The organism is Nocardia heshunensis (genome assembly GCF_054782115.1).
In genome coordinates this window covers 169,206-184,249 of the sequence record NZ_BAAGTC010000005.1, presented here as the reverse complement: position 1 = coordinate 184,249, position 15,044 = coordinate 169,206, and the positions used below count along the sequence as shown (strand labels likewise).

General features: G+C 69.5%; 12 protein-coding genes. 11 read left to right on the top strand and 1 reads right to left on the bottom strand.

Translation table 11 applies throughout. From position 1 onward, the window contains the following. Positions 1-72: 72 nt before the first annotated feature. Positions 73-1,257, top strand: coding sequence for a sensor histidine kinase (locus ACYVN4_RS19480; protein ID WP_460723099.1), 1,185 nt, complete (start codon positions 73-75; stop codon positions 1,255-1,257). Next, complete coding sequence (locus tag ACYVN4_RS19475) at positions 1,254-1,886, top strand: response regulator transcription factor (RefSeq protein WP_460723097.1); 633 nt, start codon at positions 1,254-1,256, stop codon at positions 1,884-1,886. The genes ACYVN4_RS19480 and ACYVN4_RS19475 overlap by 4 nt, the downstream gene beginning before the upstream one ends. A 38-nt stretch (positions 1,887-1,924) precedes the next feature. Here ACYVN4_RS19475 and ACYVN4_RS19470 read toward each other — a convergent pair whose 3' ends face one another. Further along, on the bottom strand, positions 1,925-2,491 hold the full coding sequence (locus ACYVN4_RS19470) for a TetR/AcrR family transcriptional regulator (RefSeq protein WP_460723095.1): 567 nt from the start codon (positions 2,489-2,491) through the stop codon (positions 1,925-1,927). Positions 2,492-2,561: 70 nt separating this feature from the next. On the opposite strand from ACYVN4_RS19470, the gene ACYVN4_RS19465 reads away from it, so the two are divergent. From ACYVN4_RS19465 to ACYVN4_RS19425, 9 genes are all read left to right on the top strand, one after another. After that, positions 2,562-3,707 (top strand): FAD-dependent monooxygenase, encoded by a 1,146-nt coding sequence (locus ACYVN4_RS19465; protein WP_460723093.1) that lies wholly within the window; start codon positions 2,562-2,564, stop codon positions 3,705-3,707. Positions 3,708-3,921: 214 nt separating this feature from the next. Next, a complete protein-coding gene (locus tag ACYVN4_RS19460) occupies positions 3,922-6,714 on the top strand; it encodes a phosphoenolpyruvate synthase (RefSeq protein WP_460723091.1) in 2,793 nt (930 codons plus the stop codon). Next, positions 6,711-10,196 carry an AMP-binding protein gene (locus ACYVN4_RS19455; RefSeq protein ID WP_460723089.1) on the top strand — a complete coding sequence of 1,162 codons (3,486 nt, stop codon included), beginning with the start codon at positions 6,711-6,713 and terminating at the stop codon, positions 10,194-10,196. Before ACYVN4_RS19460 ends, ACYVN4_RS19455 begins: the two co-directional genes overlap by 4 nt. Further along, on the top strand, positions 10,193-10,450 hold the full coding sequence (locus tag ACYVN4_RS19450) for an acyl carrier protein (RefSeq protein ID WP_460723087.1): 258 nt from the start codon (positions 10,193-10,195) through the stop codon (positions 10,448-10,450). The genes ACYVN4_RS19455 and ACYVN4_RS19450 overlap by 4 nt, the downstream gene beginning before the upstream one ends. Beyond that, positions 10,447-11,532, top strand: a complete 1,086-nt coding sequence (locus ACYVN4_RS19445; RefSeq protein ID WP_460723085.1) for an SDR family oxidoreductase — start codon at positions 10,447-10,449, stop codon at positions 11,530-11,532. The genes ACYVN4_RS19450 and ACYVN4_RS19445 overlap by 4 nt, the downstream gene beginning before the upstream one ends. Next, positions 11,529-12,458: a nucleoside-diphosphate kinase gene (locus tag ACYVN4_RS19440; protein WP_460723083.1), complete on the top strand. Its 930-nt coding sequence runs from the start codon at positions 11,529-11,531 to the stop codon at positions 12,456-12,458. The genes ACYVN4_RS19445 and ACYVN4_RS19440 overlap by 4 nt, the downstream gene beginning before the upstream one ends. After that, complete coding sequence (locus ACYVN4_RS19435; protein ID WP_460723082.1) at positions 12,455-13,465, top strand: ScbA/BarX family gamma-butyrolactone biosynthesis protein; 1,011 nt, start codon at positions 12,455-12,457, stop codon at positions 13,463-13,465. Before ACYVN4_RS19440 ends, ACYVN4_RS19435 begins: the two co-directional genes overlap by 4 nt. After that, positions 13,462-14,100 carry a nitroreductase family protein gene (locus ACYVN4_RS19430; RefSeq protein ID WP_460723081.1) on the top strand — a complete coding sequence of 213 codons (639 nt, stop codon included), beginning with the start codon at positions 13,462-13,464 and terminating at the stop codon, positions 14,098-14,100. The genes ACYVN4_RS19435 and ACYVN4_RS19430 overlap by 4 nt, the downstream gene beginning before the upstream one ends. After that, positions 14,097-15,044, top strand: coding sequence for a UbiA prenyltransferase family protein (locus tag ACYVN4_RS19425; protein ID WP_460723079.1), 948 nt, complete (start codon positions 14,097-14,099; stop codon positions 15,042-15,044). The genes ACYVN4_RS19430 and ACYVN4_RS19425 overlap by 4 nt, the downstream gene beginning before the upstream one ends.

Genomic DNA, 15,044 nt, shown 5'->3' with positions numbered 1-15,044 from the left:
GCACGGTGGGCGGGGGGTCGCGTCAACCGTTCGGGGGACAGCGTGACCGCGCTCGGGGGCTATCGTCGGAGCATGCTGTCGCCTGCCTCCGCGCCCGAACGGTGGGTCTTCTGGTACCGGATCTGGTGCGCCTATGTGATCGGCGGCTGCGTCGCGACCGAGGTGCTGGTGATCGTGATGCGCCGCCAGGATCGCGCCGATGTGTGGGCGGCCTCGGCGGCACTGGGCTGTCTGCTGCTGTGGTGTGCGCAATTGGCGCCGCGACTGAGCAATCCGGACGCGTTCTTCCGCCGCTCGGTGAACCGGACATCGGTGACCTTCGTGACCGGTGCGCTGGTGTTCTTCCTGGCGGCCATCTGGTGGTCGCAGTCGGCCGTCACGGCGATCCTGGTCGTGTACGCGCTCATCTACATGTCGCTACCGGTGCGGGCGGCGATCCTGGTCGCCGCTCCGGTCAGCTTCGCGCCGCTGCTCGCTGCGCTGGTGACGCACACGGATGTGGCTCTCGGAGTGGTTATGTCGCTGGTTGCGCTCGTGTTCAACCCGGCGATCGGGTCGACCATCACCCTCGCCATCGACCGGGGTGAACAGCTGGCCGTCCTTCTGGAGGAATTGGAACGCAGTCGTGCCGATGTCGAACGGCTGTCGCGGGAGGCGGGATCGGCGGCCGAACGCACGCGGCTGGCCCGGGAAATCCACGACACGCTGACCCAGGGATTCGCGGGCATTGCCGGTCTGGCGCAGGCGGTCGACTCCGAATTCGACGCCGACCCTGCCGCCGCTCGCCGCCACCTCGCGCTGATCGAGGCCACCGCGCGCGAGAACCTCATCGAGGCCCGCACCATGGTGGAGACCCTGACCCCGCCGGACCTGAGCGGCGGCTCACTGGCCGATTCGGTGCGCCGCCGCTGCCGCCGCCTCACCGACGAGACCGGCATCGACGTGGCCGTGCACGTGGATTCGACTGTGCCACCGTTGGATACTGGAACCGAGGTCGTCCTGCTGCGGGCCGCGCAGGAGACATTGGCGAATGTGCGCAGGCATTCCCGCGCCGACAGCGTGCGCGTCGACCTCACCCGAACACCCGACGGTGTCCGGCTCTCGGTGGCGGACAACGGGATCGGCTTCGACGCGGACGGCGTCGACGGCTTCGGCCTGGCCGGACTGCGCAGCCGCGCCCGTGAGATCGGTGCGACGGTCGCCGTGACGACCGGCCCCGGCACGGGCACCCGGGTGGAGATCGAGGTGCCCGCATGATCACCGTCCTGCTCGTCGACGACCATCCCGTGGTGCGGGAGGGCATGCGCGGAATGCTCTCGCGCGAACCGGATCTCACCGTGCTCGCCGAAGCGGCGGGCGGCGCCGAAGCCGTCACGGTCGCCACCGCGCTGCGACCCGACGTGGTGCTGATGGACCTGCGCATGCCCGACGTGGACGGCGCGACCGCCACCGAACGCATCCTGGCCGTCTGCCCCGGCACCCGGGTCGTCGTGGTCACCACCTACGAGACCGACACCGACATCCTGCGCGCCGTCGAGGCCGGGGCCTGCGGCTACCTGCTCAAGGACAGCTCCCGCACCGAACTCGCCGCCGCTGTCCGCGCCGCCGCCCGGGGTGAGACCGTCCTCGCGCCCTCCGTGAGCGCCCGGCTGCATCGTCGCCGCCGCGACCCGCAGGTGCAGCTGTCGGCGCGGGAAGCCGAGGTGCTCGGGCAGGTCGCGCAGGGACTGACCAACACCGAGATCGGCCAGCTCCTGCACATCAGCGAGGCGACGGTGAAGACACATCTACAACGCGCGTTCGGCAAGCTCGATGTCACCGATAGGACCGCCGCCGTCACCGCGGCCCTCGCGCAAGGGCTGCTCGAGGTCCGTCCCCGCGACTGATATCGGCGCTTCGAACGGCATCTGCTGCCTGCCGCCGATCAGGACAGATAGCCGCCCAACAGGATTCGCAGGGTTCGCTGGATCTGGCGGGTGTCGGGTTCACCGGCACCCGCCACGCGGTCGAACATGAGACCGTCCAGGCAGGCGACGAAGGCGTCGGCGCACAGTTCGGGTTTGTCGACGCCCAGGCCGGCCAGCAGCTCGGCGGCCCTGACGCGGAATCGAAGTCCGCTCTGGCGCAGCGCCTTCCGTAGGGCCGGGCGGCGGGTCGACTCCAGTGAGAGTTCGTAGCGGGCGAGCAGTGCGGCACGGTTGACGGTGGTCTGCGTGATCACTACATCGGTGAGTAGGCGGGCCAGCTCGTCGGGGTCGGCGGACTCGGGCAGGGCCAGCGTCAATTCCAGGGCATCGCGTTCGGCGAGGCGCTCGACGGCGGCCGCGAGCAGGGCTTCGCGGGTTCGGAAGTGATTGGAGCAGGATCCCTCCGGCAGGCCCGCGGCCTGGTCGACGGCCCGGTGGGTCAGTCCGCGCAGGCCGGCTCCGGCGAGGGTGTCGATGGCGGCGTCGGCCAGTCGGGTGCGGCGGTCTGCGGTCTCGGTCACCATGTCTTCCGTTCCTCGGCGGGTGGGACTACAACTGTAGTCGAACAGTACTACAGCTGTAGTGGAGGTCATCGTGGACGTTCCAGGGAAAGCGATCGTGGTCGGCGGTGGTATCGGCGGGCTGGCGGCCGCCATTGCGTTGTATCGCCGCGGATGGCAGGTGGAAGTGCTCGAACGGGCGGCCGAAGTCGGCGAGGCCGGCTCCGGTATCTCACTGTGGGCCAACGGTATTCGAGCATTGGATACGCTGGGTTCGGGTGCGGCGGTGCGCGCGGCCGGGCTGGTGGAGGCCGAGGGCGGCATTCGCGATCGGCGTGGGCGCTGGCTGTCGAGAACCGATACCGCGGAGTTGGCGCGACGTCACGGGCCGCTGGTCGCGATCCGGCGGGCCGACCTGTTCTCGATTCTGGCGCAGGCGCTCCCGGTGCAGGTGCTGCGTCCGGGCGTCGCGGTGACCGGGGTCGAGGATCTGGGGGAGGGGGTGAAGGTCACCCATACCGCAGGTGTCTCGGAGGCCGATCTGGTGATCGGCGCGGACGGCATCCGCAGCACGATCCGAGACCTGCTGTGGCCGGACGCCACAGCCCCTCGGTACGCCGGATACACCGCCTGGCGGATGATCACCGGGCCGCTGGATTTCGCGCCGGACGGCGGCGAAATATGGGGCCGCGGTGAGCGTTTCGGCGTCGTCCCGCTCCCGGACGGCTGCGCGTACCTGTTCGCCGTGGCCGACGCGAAGGCCGGGCAGCGGCATCCCGACGGCGAGTTCGCGGAGGTTCAGCGCCGATTCGGGAACTGGCCCGCACCGATCCCGCAGGTCTTGAACCGGGTCGACCCCGCGACCGTCCTGCACCACGACATCTACGACCTGCCGAGGTTGGACTCCTTCGCCCGCGGTCGGGTGGCGCTGCTCGGCGATGCCGCACACGCCATGACCCCGAACCTCGGGCAGGGCGCGAATCAAGCGCTCGAGGATGCGGTCACGCTGGCTGCCGTGCTCGATGCGACACCGGTGCCAGCGGCGTTGACGGCCTACGATCGGCTGCGGCGGCCACGCACCGCCGCCATCGTGCGGCGCTCACGATTGATCGGCGCGGTGGCGCAATGGTCGTGGGCTCCGGCAACGATGGTGCGCGACAGCGTGATCCGGCTCTCGCCGTCCTCGGCGATGCTGCGCGCCCTGGATTCGGTGCTGGGCTGGGAGCCGCCGCCCGAGTAGTCCGGGCCGCAAGGGATTTCCCCATGTCATGCCGTGCGCCATTCGAAATGTGAATAGCACGGTGCGTGTTTCGCCTCGCAGATACTCTACGACCGGGCCGGGGTAGGGCAGACCCAAGAAGCTTGGGCTGGTGCGTGTTTGAAACGTGGGTTATCCAAAGTAACACCCCTGATCTTGCTCCGGCGTCCGCTGGGATGTGACTGGCCTCAGGGGGATGGGAGAGGTTGTGCAGTTGCTCGGCCCTTGGTCGGATTCGGCAGATGTCGCCGCGTACGGAGGCGGGAAAGCTCGGGGGTTGCACGCGCTGGGGGAGTCGGGGGTTCGGGTACCGGAGTGGGTGGTGCTGGGGACGGGGGTCTTCGAGGAGTTCGCGGCCGCGGCGGGTCTGACGGCGTCGCTCGTGGAGTTCGCCGCGCTGAGCGACGTGGAGGCGGCGGTGACGGCGGCCGAGCGGTTGCGCGCCGCAGTGGCGGCCGCCCCGGTGCCGGAGACCGCACAGGCGGAGATCGCGCAGGCGTGGGAACGGTTGGGGCCGGACGCGATCGCGGTGCGGTCGTCCATGTCGGCCGAGGACGGCGCGGAACACTCCTTCGCCGGACAGTTCGACTCGCACCTCAATGTGCATGGTGCGGATGCGGCCACGCAACGGGTGCGCGACTGCTGGACCTCGGCATACTCCGAGCGAGCGGTGCGATACGCGTTCGCGCACGGGATTTCTCGCAGCTTCGCACCGGCGGTGGTGTTGCAGCGATTGATCGTCGCGCGATCAAGTGGCGTGGTGTTCACACGCAATCCGATGACCGGCGCGGAGGACGAGCTGGTGATCAGCGCCGTCTACGGGCTGGGGGAGGGGCTGGTGTCCGGCGCGGTCGACGCCGACTCGCTGATCCTGGACAAGCACACGGGCGCGCTGCTGGATATCACCGTGGGGGACAAGGATATTCGCGTCGACGCGGGGGATGATCAAGGCTGTGAGACGGTCCCCGTGGACGACGCCCTGCGCACGGCCCGGGTGCTGACGGACGCCGAGGTCGCCGAGCTCGCGGAGCTGGCGCGCACGATCGAAAGCGCGAGCGGCGCACCGCAGGACATCGAATGGGCCATCGACGACACGGGCGTGTGGCTGCTACAGACCCGCCCGATCACCGCCACCGCGGCCGCGCCCGCCCGCTCGGTCGAACTGCGTGGCGCGGGCGAACAGGTCGGCGCGGACGAGCAGCGGATCTGGGACAACTCGAACATCATCGAGAGCTTCAGCGGCATCACCTCCCCGCTCACCTTCACCACCGCCGCCGACATCTACGGCCGCGTGTACCGCGGCTATGCCGCCTCCCTGCGGGTCCCGCCGCACCAGCTGCGGCAAACCGACGCGTGGACGCCGGTGCTGTTGGGCGCCTTCCACGGTCGCGTCTACTACAACCTGCTGCACTGGTATCGCATGGTCGGCATCGCGCCCGGCTACCCGCTCAATCGGCGGGTGCTCGAGGCCGCGCTCGGGGTGGCCGAACCGCTGCCGGATGAGATCGCGAAAACCCTGCGGCCCTTCGAATTCGACAGTCCGGTGGCACGGCTGCGTTCCCGGGCTTTGACCACCGCGGTCTATGTGCGACGGCTGCTGGGCATCGACGACATGATGGAGCGCTTCAGCGCGGAGTTCTATCGCGTCTACGACGAATACGACACCCTCGACTACCGCACCCTCACCGGCGAGCAGGCCTACCGCAACTACCGGACCGTGGACCGCGACCTGGTGGAGCGCTGGGGTCCGCTGATGGTGCTCGACGCCATCCTGCTGACCACCACCGGCCTGATGTTCCTGCTCACCAAGCTGTTCCTGCCCAAGGCGCCGGAATGGTTCCTCTACGCCGTGGTCGGGCCGGGCGCGGACGTGGAATCCGCGGAACCTGCGCGCGCCATGACCGAGCTGGCGCGACTCGTGCGCGCCGATCCGGAATTGAACGAACTCGTGAATTCGACCGCGCCGGAGAAGATCCACGACGCGCTGCGCGATGCGGGACGCACCGAATTCCTGGCGGCCGTGGACGACTATCTCGACCGCTACGGCTACCGCAGCCTCGACGAACTGAAGCTGGAGACCCCGGACCTGCGGGAGAACCCGGCCAACCTGTTCGTCATGCTGCGCAGCGCGGTCGGTCGGGTCGGTGACACCGTCACCGCGGATCGGGGCGGCGAGGCTGACGCCTACCTCGATGAACATCTCGGGCACGGGCTGCGGCGACGCGTGTACGAACGATTGCGCGCCAAGGTGAATCGCTGTGCCGCGCACCGGGAACGGCTGCGCTTCTGCCGTACCCGGGCCTTCGGCATGGTCAAGCGCATGATCCGGGTGATGGGCCGGGATCTGGTGGCACGCGGGGTGCTCGACGAGTTCGACGACGTGTTCCAGTTGACCGTCGAGGAACTGCGCGGCTGCTACGAGGGCGCCGACACCGGCGTGCTTCGCGAGGTGGTGGCCGGTCGGAAGTCCTTGCGCGCCAAGGACTCCACGCTGGTCGCCCCGGCACGGTTCGCGACTGTCGGTCCGCGATTGGGCAATGCCGAACTGGCCGCCCAGGGCTGGGTACCCATCACCGCGACCGATGCGGCCGCACCCGGCACCGTCCTGACCGGAACACCTTCCGCCGCAGGCATTGTCGAGGGCGCGGCAGTGATCGTGGACGAGCCCCGCGATGTCGCCGGCGGCATCCTCATCGCCTACCGCACCGACCCGGGCTGGGTGGCGGCCCTGCCGTCGGCATCGGCCCTGGTGATCGAGCGGGGCAGCCCGCTCACCCATGTCGCCATCGTGGCGCGCGAACTCGGCGTGCCGACCGTGGTGCAGATCCCCGACCTCACCCGCCGCCTGCGCACCGGCATGCGCCTGCGCGTCGACGGCGCCGCCGGCACCGTCACGGTGCTGCCGGATGACGACCAGAGCTTGCTGCCCGGCGACCGAAGCGTGCCGCCCGAGAACGACCAGGGCGTGTCGCCCGGAGGAGAACAGTGAACGCACCTGTGAACGATGAAGCGGCCGTTCGGCATTGGCTGTTGGTGCCGTCCGCGGATACCGGCATCCATTTGGCCGACGAGGCCGATGGGTGGGAGTACCGCAGTTATCGCGAACTGGCCGAGCAGGTTTGGTCGATCAGCGCGCTGTTGCGGGCGGGTGGGCTGAGCAGCGGGGACGGGGCGTGCGTGATCATGCCGACCGGGTTCCCATGTTTCGCGGCGTTCTATGCGGTGTGGGCGTGCGGCGGGGTGTTCACGCCGGTCGCGCCGCCCATGTTCGGTGATCTCGAGCAGATCGTGGCGCACATTGCGGGCATTCTCGAGCAGGCCGCGCCCAAGCTGGTGGTGACCTCCCCGGAATTCGAGACGTTCGTGCGCGCGGCGGCGGTGGCGGCCGGGCGGACCGACGAGCCGCTGGTCGTGAACGCCGCTACCCTGCCCGCCGCACCCGTCTATCGCGAATTCGCCGAGGCCGCGGAAGTGGCGCTGCTGCAATTCACCTCGGGATCCTCCGGTGCACCGCGCGGCGTGCAGGTGAGCTGGCACAACCTGGCCAACAACATCCGGATGATCTCCACGCTCATCGATTGGCAGCCGGGCGAGACCATGGTGTCGTGGCTGCCGCTCTACCACGATATGGGTCTGGTGGGCGCGTTCCTCAATGGCGTCACCAATCAGGCCGAGCTGTATCTCATGCGCCCCGATCAGTTCGTGCGCGACCCGATCCGCTGGTTGCGGGCCATGACCCACGCCCAGCACTCGCCGTCGCCGTCGTTCGCGCTCGGGTATGTGGCGCACCGGGTGCGGCCGGAGGACATCGCCGACCTGGATCTGTCCGGCTGGCGGACCCTGGCCATCGGCTCCGAGCCGGTCGAGGTGGCGGATCTGCAGTCCTTCGCGGAACTGACCGGGCCGCAAGGCTTCTCGATGGGGTCGTTCACCCTTGCCTACGGCCTGGCCGAGGCGACGCTGATGGTGACCTCCTCGCCCACCCGGCGGCCGATCACGGCGCTGCGGCTGGACAACCCGAAACTGCGCTTCGGGGAACCCGTTCCGGTGCTCGAGGAAGCCATCCTCGACGACACCCACCGGGTCGAAGGTGCGGGCTGGATCACCGGGTTGGGCTTCTCCACCCCCGAATCCACCGTCACCGTCATCGACGACGAGGGCCGCCTGCTGCCCGACGGCGTCCTGGGCGAAATGGTCGTCACCGGCGATTCGGTGGCCCTCGGCTACTCCGGCAACCCCACGACTGGCTCCTCGACCCGCCTGGAGAACGGCACCCTGTACACCGGCGACGCCGGATTCCTCTACCGCGGTGAGGTTTTCGTGCTCGGCCGGATGGGCACCAGCATCAAGGTGCGCGGCCGCTCGGTCTTCATGGAGGACATCGAATCCCGGGTAGCCCAGGAAACCGGCCTCACCAAGGGCAAACTCGCCGCCGTCGGCATCGTGGAAGCGGGCGTCCAGGGCGTCGCCCTCTTCGCCGAAACCGCCCCCGGCGACTGGATGACCGAGGCGCGAGCGATCATCCGCGGACACCTCGGACCGGCCCAGTCGGTCCACATCGTCACCGGACCCCGCGGCCTGATCCGACGCACCTCCAGCGGCAAACCCCGCCGCCGCCACATGTGGCAGCTCCTGCGTGACGGGGCCTTGGCGGGGGCGGTACTGCACGAAGTCGCCGACACCGTGACAAAGCCGTCCACCGCCGAGGTGAGTCCGGCAGGAGCCGAGGCGAGTCCGGCTGGAGTTGAGGCGATGCCGCTGGATCGGGTGCGGCAATTGCTGGACGCCGCACTGGGGGCGGTGTCGGTTCCGGCAGAAGCCGCGGTGCTCTTCGAGGGCTCGCTGGCCGAAGGTTTCGGCAATGCGGGTTCCGATATCGACTTTCTCGTGGTGGCTCCCGGAGCGGATGAACTGCCCACGCTGCCCACCGTGCTGTTCGTCGACGGACGACGCGTGGAGGTGCGCACCCGATCGGTCGCGCAGGTGCGGCGGCAGCTCGAACAGGCCGTTTCCGCGCCCGATGAGGATGTCCTCAACCGCTGCCAGCGCTTCCTGCATGCGAGCGTGATCCGCACTGGGGATGTGGATCTCGACGAGTTGCGCGGCGTGCTGGCCGCTGACGCCTTCGCGAACCAGGTTGCGCAGTGGTGGACCGGGCGTGCCCGCCATGCGCTGCGCTACGCGGTCGCACTACGCGCCTTCGGCGCTGACCACGAAGCGATGGCTTGGGCAGAGGATGGCCTCGTCCAGGGGATGAAGGGCTGGCTCGCCTCGCGCGGTGAGACCTACCTCGAGACCAAATGGCTTCCCCACCAATTGGATCGGGTCGGAGCCGACGATCTGATCGACCGCTTCCGTGCGCTCAGCGACACCACCGGCGACCCGCACGGGTCGGATCAGGCGGTGCGGATTCCGGCGGTGAGCGTGCCGGGCGCGGTGACCGCGGATTCGACGGCCGATCCCGATGCCCGGTGGAAGGCGTTGCTGGCGCTGGCAGCCGACCTGGGGGTGGATGGGGTCGCTGATGATCCACACTCGTTGATCTTCACTCGCCGTCCGGCGGTCACGACCTGGCCGCTGGCCGGGCGGTTGCATGTGTTGCGTTCGGACAGTGAGGTTTTCGTGCTGTCGGATGCGGGGGCGGTGGCGTGGCGGTCGGTGGTGTTCCGGCAGTCGGTGCGGGATGTGTTGGCGCGGGCCGCGACTGATATCGGGGCCGAGTTGGCTGAGTTCGTGCGGTTGGGGTTTGTCGGGTTGCAGTGGCGTGGGGGAGAGGTGCTGGAACCGGCGTTGGCCATGTGTAAGGCGGTGCAGGCGTATACGCCGGTGCCGGTGGTGGCGGTGCCCGCGCTCGGGGTGACCGGGGCGGCGCGGGACGGTGGGATCGCCACGCTGTCGGCGCTGCCCGCGGCGCGGTTCATCGGGGCCGGGCTGAATCTGGTGTGGTCGAACGTGGTGTTGGAGAACGCCCGGGAGGATCTCGTCGGGGCGATCAAGGACGGGCAGGGGGAGGTCGCGGATATCGCGGCGCATCGCCTGGTCGCCATGAGTGTGCGAGTGCTTTTGAGCGCGTACGGCATTCACCCGTTGCCCGCCGATGTGGATGCGGTCGGGACCGTCGCCCGGCTGGTGCCGCGGCAGGCGACGGAGCGGGAAGCGTTGCTTGCCGCGTTGGAAACCGCTGGCCGCGTGCGGTTCTCGGTGACCCTGCGAAACGGTGGCGATGCGCTCGACGATCTTTCTATCGTCGATGCCCTCGTCACCGCGGTGCGGCGGGTGGCCGCGGATGCGGGCCCGGAGTTCCCCGCCTCCTTCGATTCCCGGGAGCAGTGGCAGCGCACCCTCACCCTCGGCTACGACTGGCTGCGGCTGGCGGGCTATCTCGACGCCACGCTGCCGCTGGACGAGGCCCGCGATCTGCTGGCCAGCGGCGGCCAGCAGCCCCATCTGCGAGAGAGCGAGCAGTCATGACCACCGAAGACACCGTGGCGCAGCGTATCCGGCAGCTCGTCACCGCCATGGCGCCGCGACCGGCCGGCACCCTCACCGACGAGCTGCGGCTCATCGAGGACCTCGGCTACGACTCGCTGCGGCTGATGGAACTGACCGTCGTCCTCGAGCGCGCCTTCGAACTGCCGCGCTACCGGCCCGAACAACTCCTGGGCGTACTGCGCGTCGGCCAGGTCGTCGAGCTGATCACCCGGACCCTGGAGGTGAGCGCATGAGCGACACCGTGCTGTTGACCGGGGCCAGCGGGCTGGTGGGCGCGGAGGTCGCCGCCCGGCTCACCGCCAACGGGAGGCCCGTAGCGGCTGTGCTGCACAGCAATTCGGAGATCCGACGCAACGACGGCACCCCGTACGAGGCGGACCTGCGGGTGACCGGTGACATCCGGCAGCCGGGATTCGGCATCGACTCCGATGCCGGACTTGCCGGTCAGGTCGGCCTGATCGTGCACTGCGCGGCCACCACCGCCTTCGACGCGGCACCGGAAACCTACGACGAACTCAATGTGGCCGGAGCGCGAAACGCGATCGAGCTGGCTCTGGCCTGGAATGTGCCGCTGGTGCACGTGAGCACCGCCTACGTGTGCGGCCTGCGGCACGGCGTCATCCGCGAGGACGAGCTGGACGCGGGTCAATCCTTCGGAAACGGCTACGAGCAGAGCAAATTGCGCGCCGAACAGCTCGTTCACGCGGCCGGAGAGCGAGGCCTGCGGTGGGCGATCGTGCGTCCCGGCATCGTCACCGGCGCACTGACCGACGGCGCGATCCGCGAATACAAGAACCTCTACACCGTCGTGAAACTCATGGTGGAGGGCAAGCTGCGCACCCTGCCCGGCCGCTACGACGCGACCCTCGCGCTGGCACCGGTCGATCACGTGGCCGACGTGATCGCCGCTGCGGTCACGGATTTCGACAAGGTGGCCGGATCCACCCTGCACGCGGTCGGCCGCGACACGCTGTCGCTGCGCGAGGTCTCCGACGTGCTGGCCGAGTACCCGTCCTTCGAGGTCGCTACGTTCGTGCCGGAATCCTCCTTCCGCACAAGCGATCTGGATGCGATCGAGCGCGAGTACTACGAACGCATCGGCGTCCTCTACACCAGCTACTTCCAGCGTCGCCTGAGCTTCGACACCAGCACCGCCGACCGCCTGCTGGACCGCCTGCCACCCCGCACCGGCAAGGACTACCTGCGCCTGCTGCTGGACCACTGCCTGGAATCGGGCTACCTGGGCGCACCACTGCCCTCCATCGAGGAAATGCTGGCGCGCACCGCCATCGGCGGAACGGGGGCACGGCCGTGACCGATGACACCCTGCGCGGCCTGCTCGACGAGCTGACCCCGTCCAAGGCCAAGGTCGACGCGTACCTCGCCGACACCTACGTGCTCGAGACCGTCGATCAGGCGACCCGGCTCGGCATCGACCCCGAGAACTTCGCCTACGAACACTCCCTGCTGCTGCTCAAACCCGACGCCATCGTCGCGCGCGCGGTCGAACCGACCCTGACCTGGCTGGCAGAGAACGACTTCCAGGTCGTCGATGCCCGCCGCGTCGTCGTGGATCGGCATGTGGCGCGCGCACTGTGGTACTTCGCCTGGAATATCGCCTCCCCCGAACGCCGACGCCTCGCGGACCTGCTGGTCGGCATCTCGGACGTACTGGTGCTGGTCGTGCGCGGCCCCGCGGCGCTGCTGCCGACGCCGGTGCGGCTGGCCGAAGCCAAGGGCGCGACCGACCCGCGCAAGCGGCAGCCCGGCGACCTGCGCTACCTGCTGGGCCGTCACAACTATCTGCTCAACCTCGTGCACTCGCCCGACGACCCGGCCGATGTGCTGCGCGAACTCGCCATCTACTTCGACGAGCCCACTCGCGCCGAGGTTTTCGCCCGCGCCCTCGCGGGTGACGACCGCCGCGAGCATGCCGCCGCACTGGGCCGCGAGCTCTATGCCGAAACCCCCGCCCGCAGCTTCGAGCGCGCCGACGCCGTCGCCCGGCTGTGCGCCGAATTGGGTGCGGCGGCAACGGAAGCGCTGGATCACAGCACCTCCACCGCCGCACCCGACGCCGCCCACGCCGCGCTGCTCGAGGCGGCCTGGTCCGCGGGCCGCCCGCTCGATCCGTGGTCGCTGATCGTGCTGGGTTCCTACGTTCTACCCATGCGCACCGGATCCGGAGCACAGACGCTGCGGCCCGTGGGCGCGACCGAATGGCTGGAGGCAAGACCGTGACCACCACACAGCCCCTCAGAATCACCCAGCCGGTGCCACCGGCCGCACCCGTGCGAACGGGCGTGCGCGCCAGCCACGTCCGCACCGTGCCGCGCGCCCTCGCGCACCGGCATGCGGTCGCGGAGGTCTTCGTCACCTCCCTGGACGCCGAGTCCGACGACAGCTTCGTGGTGGGGGCGCAACTGCCCCGCATGCACGGCCACTACGGCGACCACGCCGGGGTGTTGGCCGAGTACCACGACCTGATCGCGGTGATGGAGGCCGCGCGGCAAGCCTCGATCGCGGTCACCCACGAGTTCTACGACGTGCCCACCGACAGCGCGTTCCTGGTGCGGACCTTCAATGGCACCGGAATCGACAGTCTCGCCTGGGAAATCGGGTCCGCGCCCGCCGACCTGGAACTGCGGGTGCGGGCGCTGCGCGCGCATCGGCGGGGCACGGCGCTCGAGGGACTGGATCTGGTGCTCGACATCTCCAGTGCCGGGGTCACCATGGGAACCGTCGACGGCTCGTTCTCCTGGGTCAGCCCGCGGCAGTGGGCGGGGATCCGCGGCGGATACCGTAAACACTTGGGGCTCGGGCCCTTCGAGACCCCGGCCTCGGCCGGACCGCGCGCCGCGGCCGCGCTGGTCGGCCGCGAGAACCCCCGCAATGTCGTGATCGGCGTCCCGGAGATCACGGGTGGCCGGGCCCGGGCCGCGGTCATCGCCGACACCACCCACCCGATCCTGTTCGACCATCAGCTCGATCACGTGCCCGGCAACCTGCTCATCGAGGCGTGCCGCCAGACCGCCCTCACCACCCTGGGCGCCGATCCGCGCCGATTGGTCAGTGTGACCAGCGCTTTCGACCAGTTCGTGGAACTGGACCTGCCGAGCGTGTGCGTTGCCGAACGCACCGAATCCGAGGTCGACGCCACCGTGGTGCGCTGTGAGATCCGGCAGGCCGGGGGCGTGGCCGCCCGCATCGACCTCGAATTCGCCGCGGCGACACCGGAGGACCGATGAACACCGACCTGCTGACCGGCACCCGCGCGGTCCGCAAACGCCTCGACCTGACCCGGCCGGTGGACGAGCAGGACATTCGCGACTGCCTGGATATCGCGGTACACGCGCCCAGCGGCTCGAACCGGCAGCCGTGGCGGTTCGTGGTGGTCCGCGACCCAGAACTCAAGGCGCGGATCGGCGAGTACTACCGCAAGGCGTTCGCCGCCAACCTCTCCGGCCGCACTCCGCGGCCCGATCAGCTCGCCGATCTGGCCTCGGGGCAGCACCTGGCCGACCATCTCGGGCAGGTGCCGGCGCTGATCGTAGTGTGCTCACTGGGCCGCCCGCCCGCCGAACCGTCGGCGCTGCGGCTGGCCAGCTTCTACGGGTCGATCTATCCGGCGGTCTGGAGTCTGCAATTGGCCTTGCGGGCAAAGGGTCTCGGCACGACGCTGACGACCGCGCACCTGGCCTACGAGCGGGAGATCGCCGAGCTGCTCGGCATCCCGTTCGACGAGGTCACCCAGGTGGCCATGCTCCCGGTCGCGCACCTGCTGCCCGGCTCCGATCGGGCCGTGCGCCGGACACCCGCTGCCGACGTGACCGGCTGGGACGGGTGGGCCACCTCGGCCGAACCGGACGGTGCGCCCCGATGACCGATCTCGCCGAAAGCCCGGTCCGCGCCGGGCTTCTCACCTCGGCCGGGAGGATCGCCCACTTCACCAAGGTGATGTACAAGCCGCACTATCTGCTCTACGGCATCCTCTGGGTGTTCGCCCTCGAAGGCACCGCCGCGCTGCTCACCGCACCCGGCCACGCCTGGCATCCCACCGGCGCGACGGCGGCCCGCATCGGCGTCGTCGCCATCGTGTTGCTCTACCTGCGCATGGTCGACGAGCAGAAGGACCTCGACTACGACCGCGTGCACAATCCGGACCGACCACTGGTCACCGGGGCGGTGAGCGCCCTCGAACTGCGCGGCGCGATGACGGTGATCGCGGTCGTGGCGATCGTGGGAAGTCTTGCGCTGTCGATTCGTTCGGCACTCGCGATCGCCGCGGTGCTGGCCTACGGGCTGATCCTGTGGGGCCTGGAACAGCTCTCCGAAACCGTCCGCACCAATATCCTGCTGAACCTGCTGGTCACCTACCCGGTACAGCTGCTGGTAACCCTCTACGTGGTGCTGTCGGCCATCGACACCGGTGAGGCCGCCGCGCACGGCCGGGTGGCGTGGGCGGCGGTGGTCTTCGCGGGGGCCTTCCTGCAATTCGAATTCGCCCGCAAGACATCACGTCTCACCCGGCCGGGGGAGATGTACTACTCGAACGCGCTCGGCTACACCGGCAGCGCCGTCGCGATCGTGCTCCTGGCAGTGGCCGCAGCCGGGTGCGAGACGGTACTGGCCGAGCCGTGGACCCGCCACGGCGCGGCCGCGGTAGTCGGCTGGATCCCAGTGGCGCTGACGATCATTCCGGCCGTCGGCACGGCCCGCTTCCTGCGCTCCAGTGACGAGGACTACCCGATTCTGCCCGCTGTCCTGTTCGTTCTCACCCTCTATCTGACGCTCATCGCCCAGGCGGTGGTGGCGACCCGCGGCTGA

Coding starts and splice junctions, on each gene's coding strand:
- ACYVN4_RS19480 (WP_460723099.1), top strand. CDS start 73: ATGCTGTCGCCTGCCTCCGCGCCCGAACGGTGGGTCTTCTGGTACCGG.
- ACYVN4_RS19475 (WP_460723097.1), top strand. CDS start 1,254: ATGATCACCGTCCTGCTCGTCGACGACCATCCCGTGGTGCGGGAGGGC.
- ACYVN4_RS19470 (WP_460723095.1), bottom strand. CDS start 2,491: ATGGTGACCGAGACCGCAGACCGCCGCACCCGACTGGCCGACGCCGCC.
- ACYVN4_RS19460 (WP_460723091.1), top strand. CDS start 3,922: ATGGGAGAGGTTGTGCAGTTGCTCGGCCCTTGGTCGGATTCGGCAGAT.
- ACYVN4_RS19450 (WP_460723087.1), top strand. CDS start 10,193: ATGACCACCGAAGACACCGTGGCGCAGCGTATCCGGCAGCTCGTCACC.
- ACYVN4_RS19445 (WP_460723085.1), top strand. CDS start 10,447: ATGAGCGACACCGTGCTGTTGACCGGGGCCAGCGGGCTGGTGGGCGCG.
- ACYVN4_RS19430 (WP_460723081.1), top strand. CDS start 13,462: ATGAACACCGACCTGCTGACCGGCACCCGCGCGGTCCGCAAACGCCTC.
- ACYVN4_RS19425 (WP_460723079.1), top strand. CDS start 14,097: ATGACCGATCTCGCCGAAAGCCCGGTCCGCGCCGGGCTTCTCACCTCG.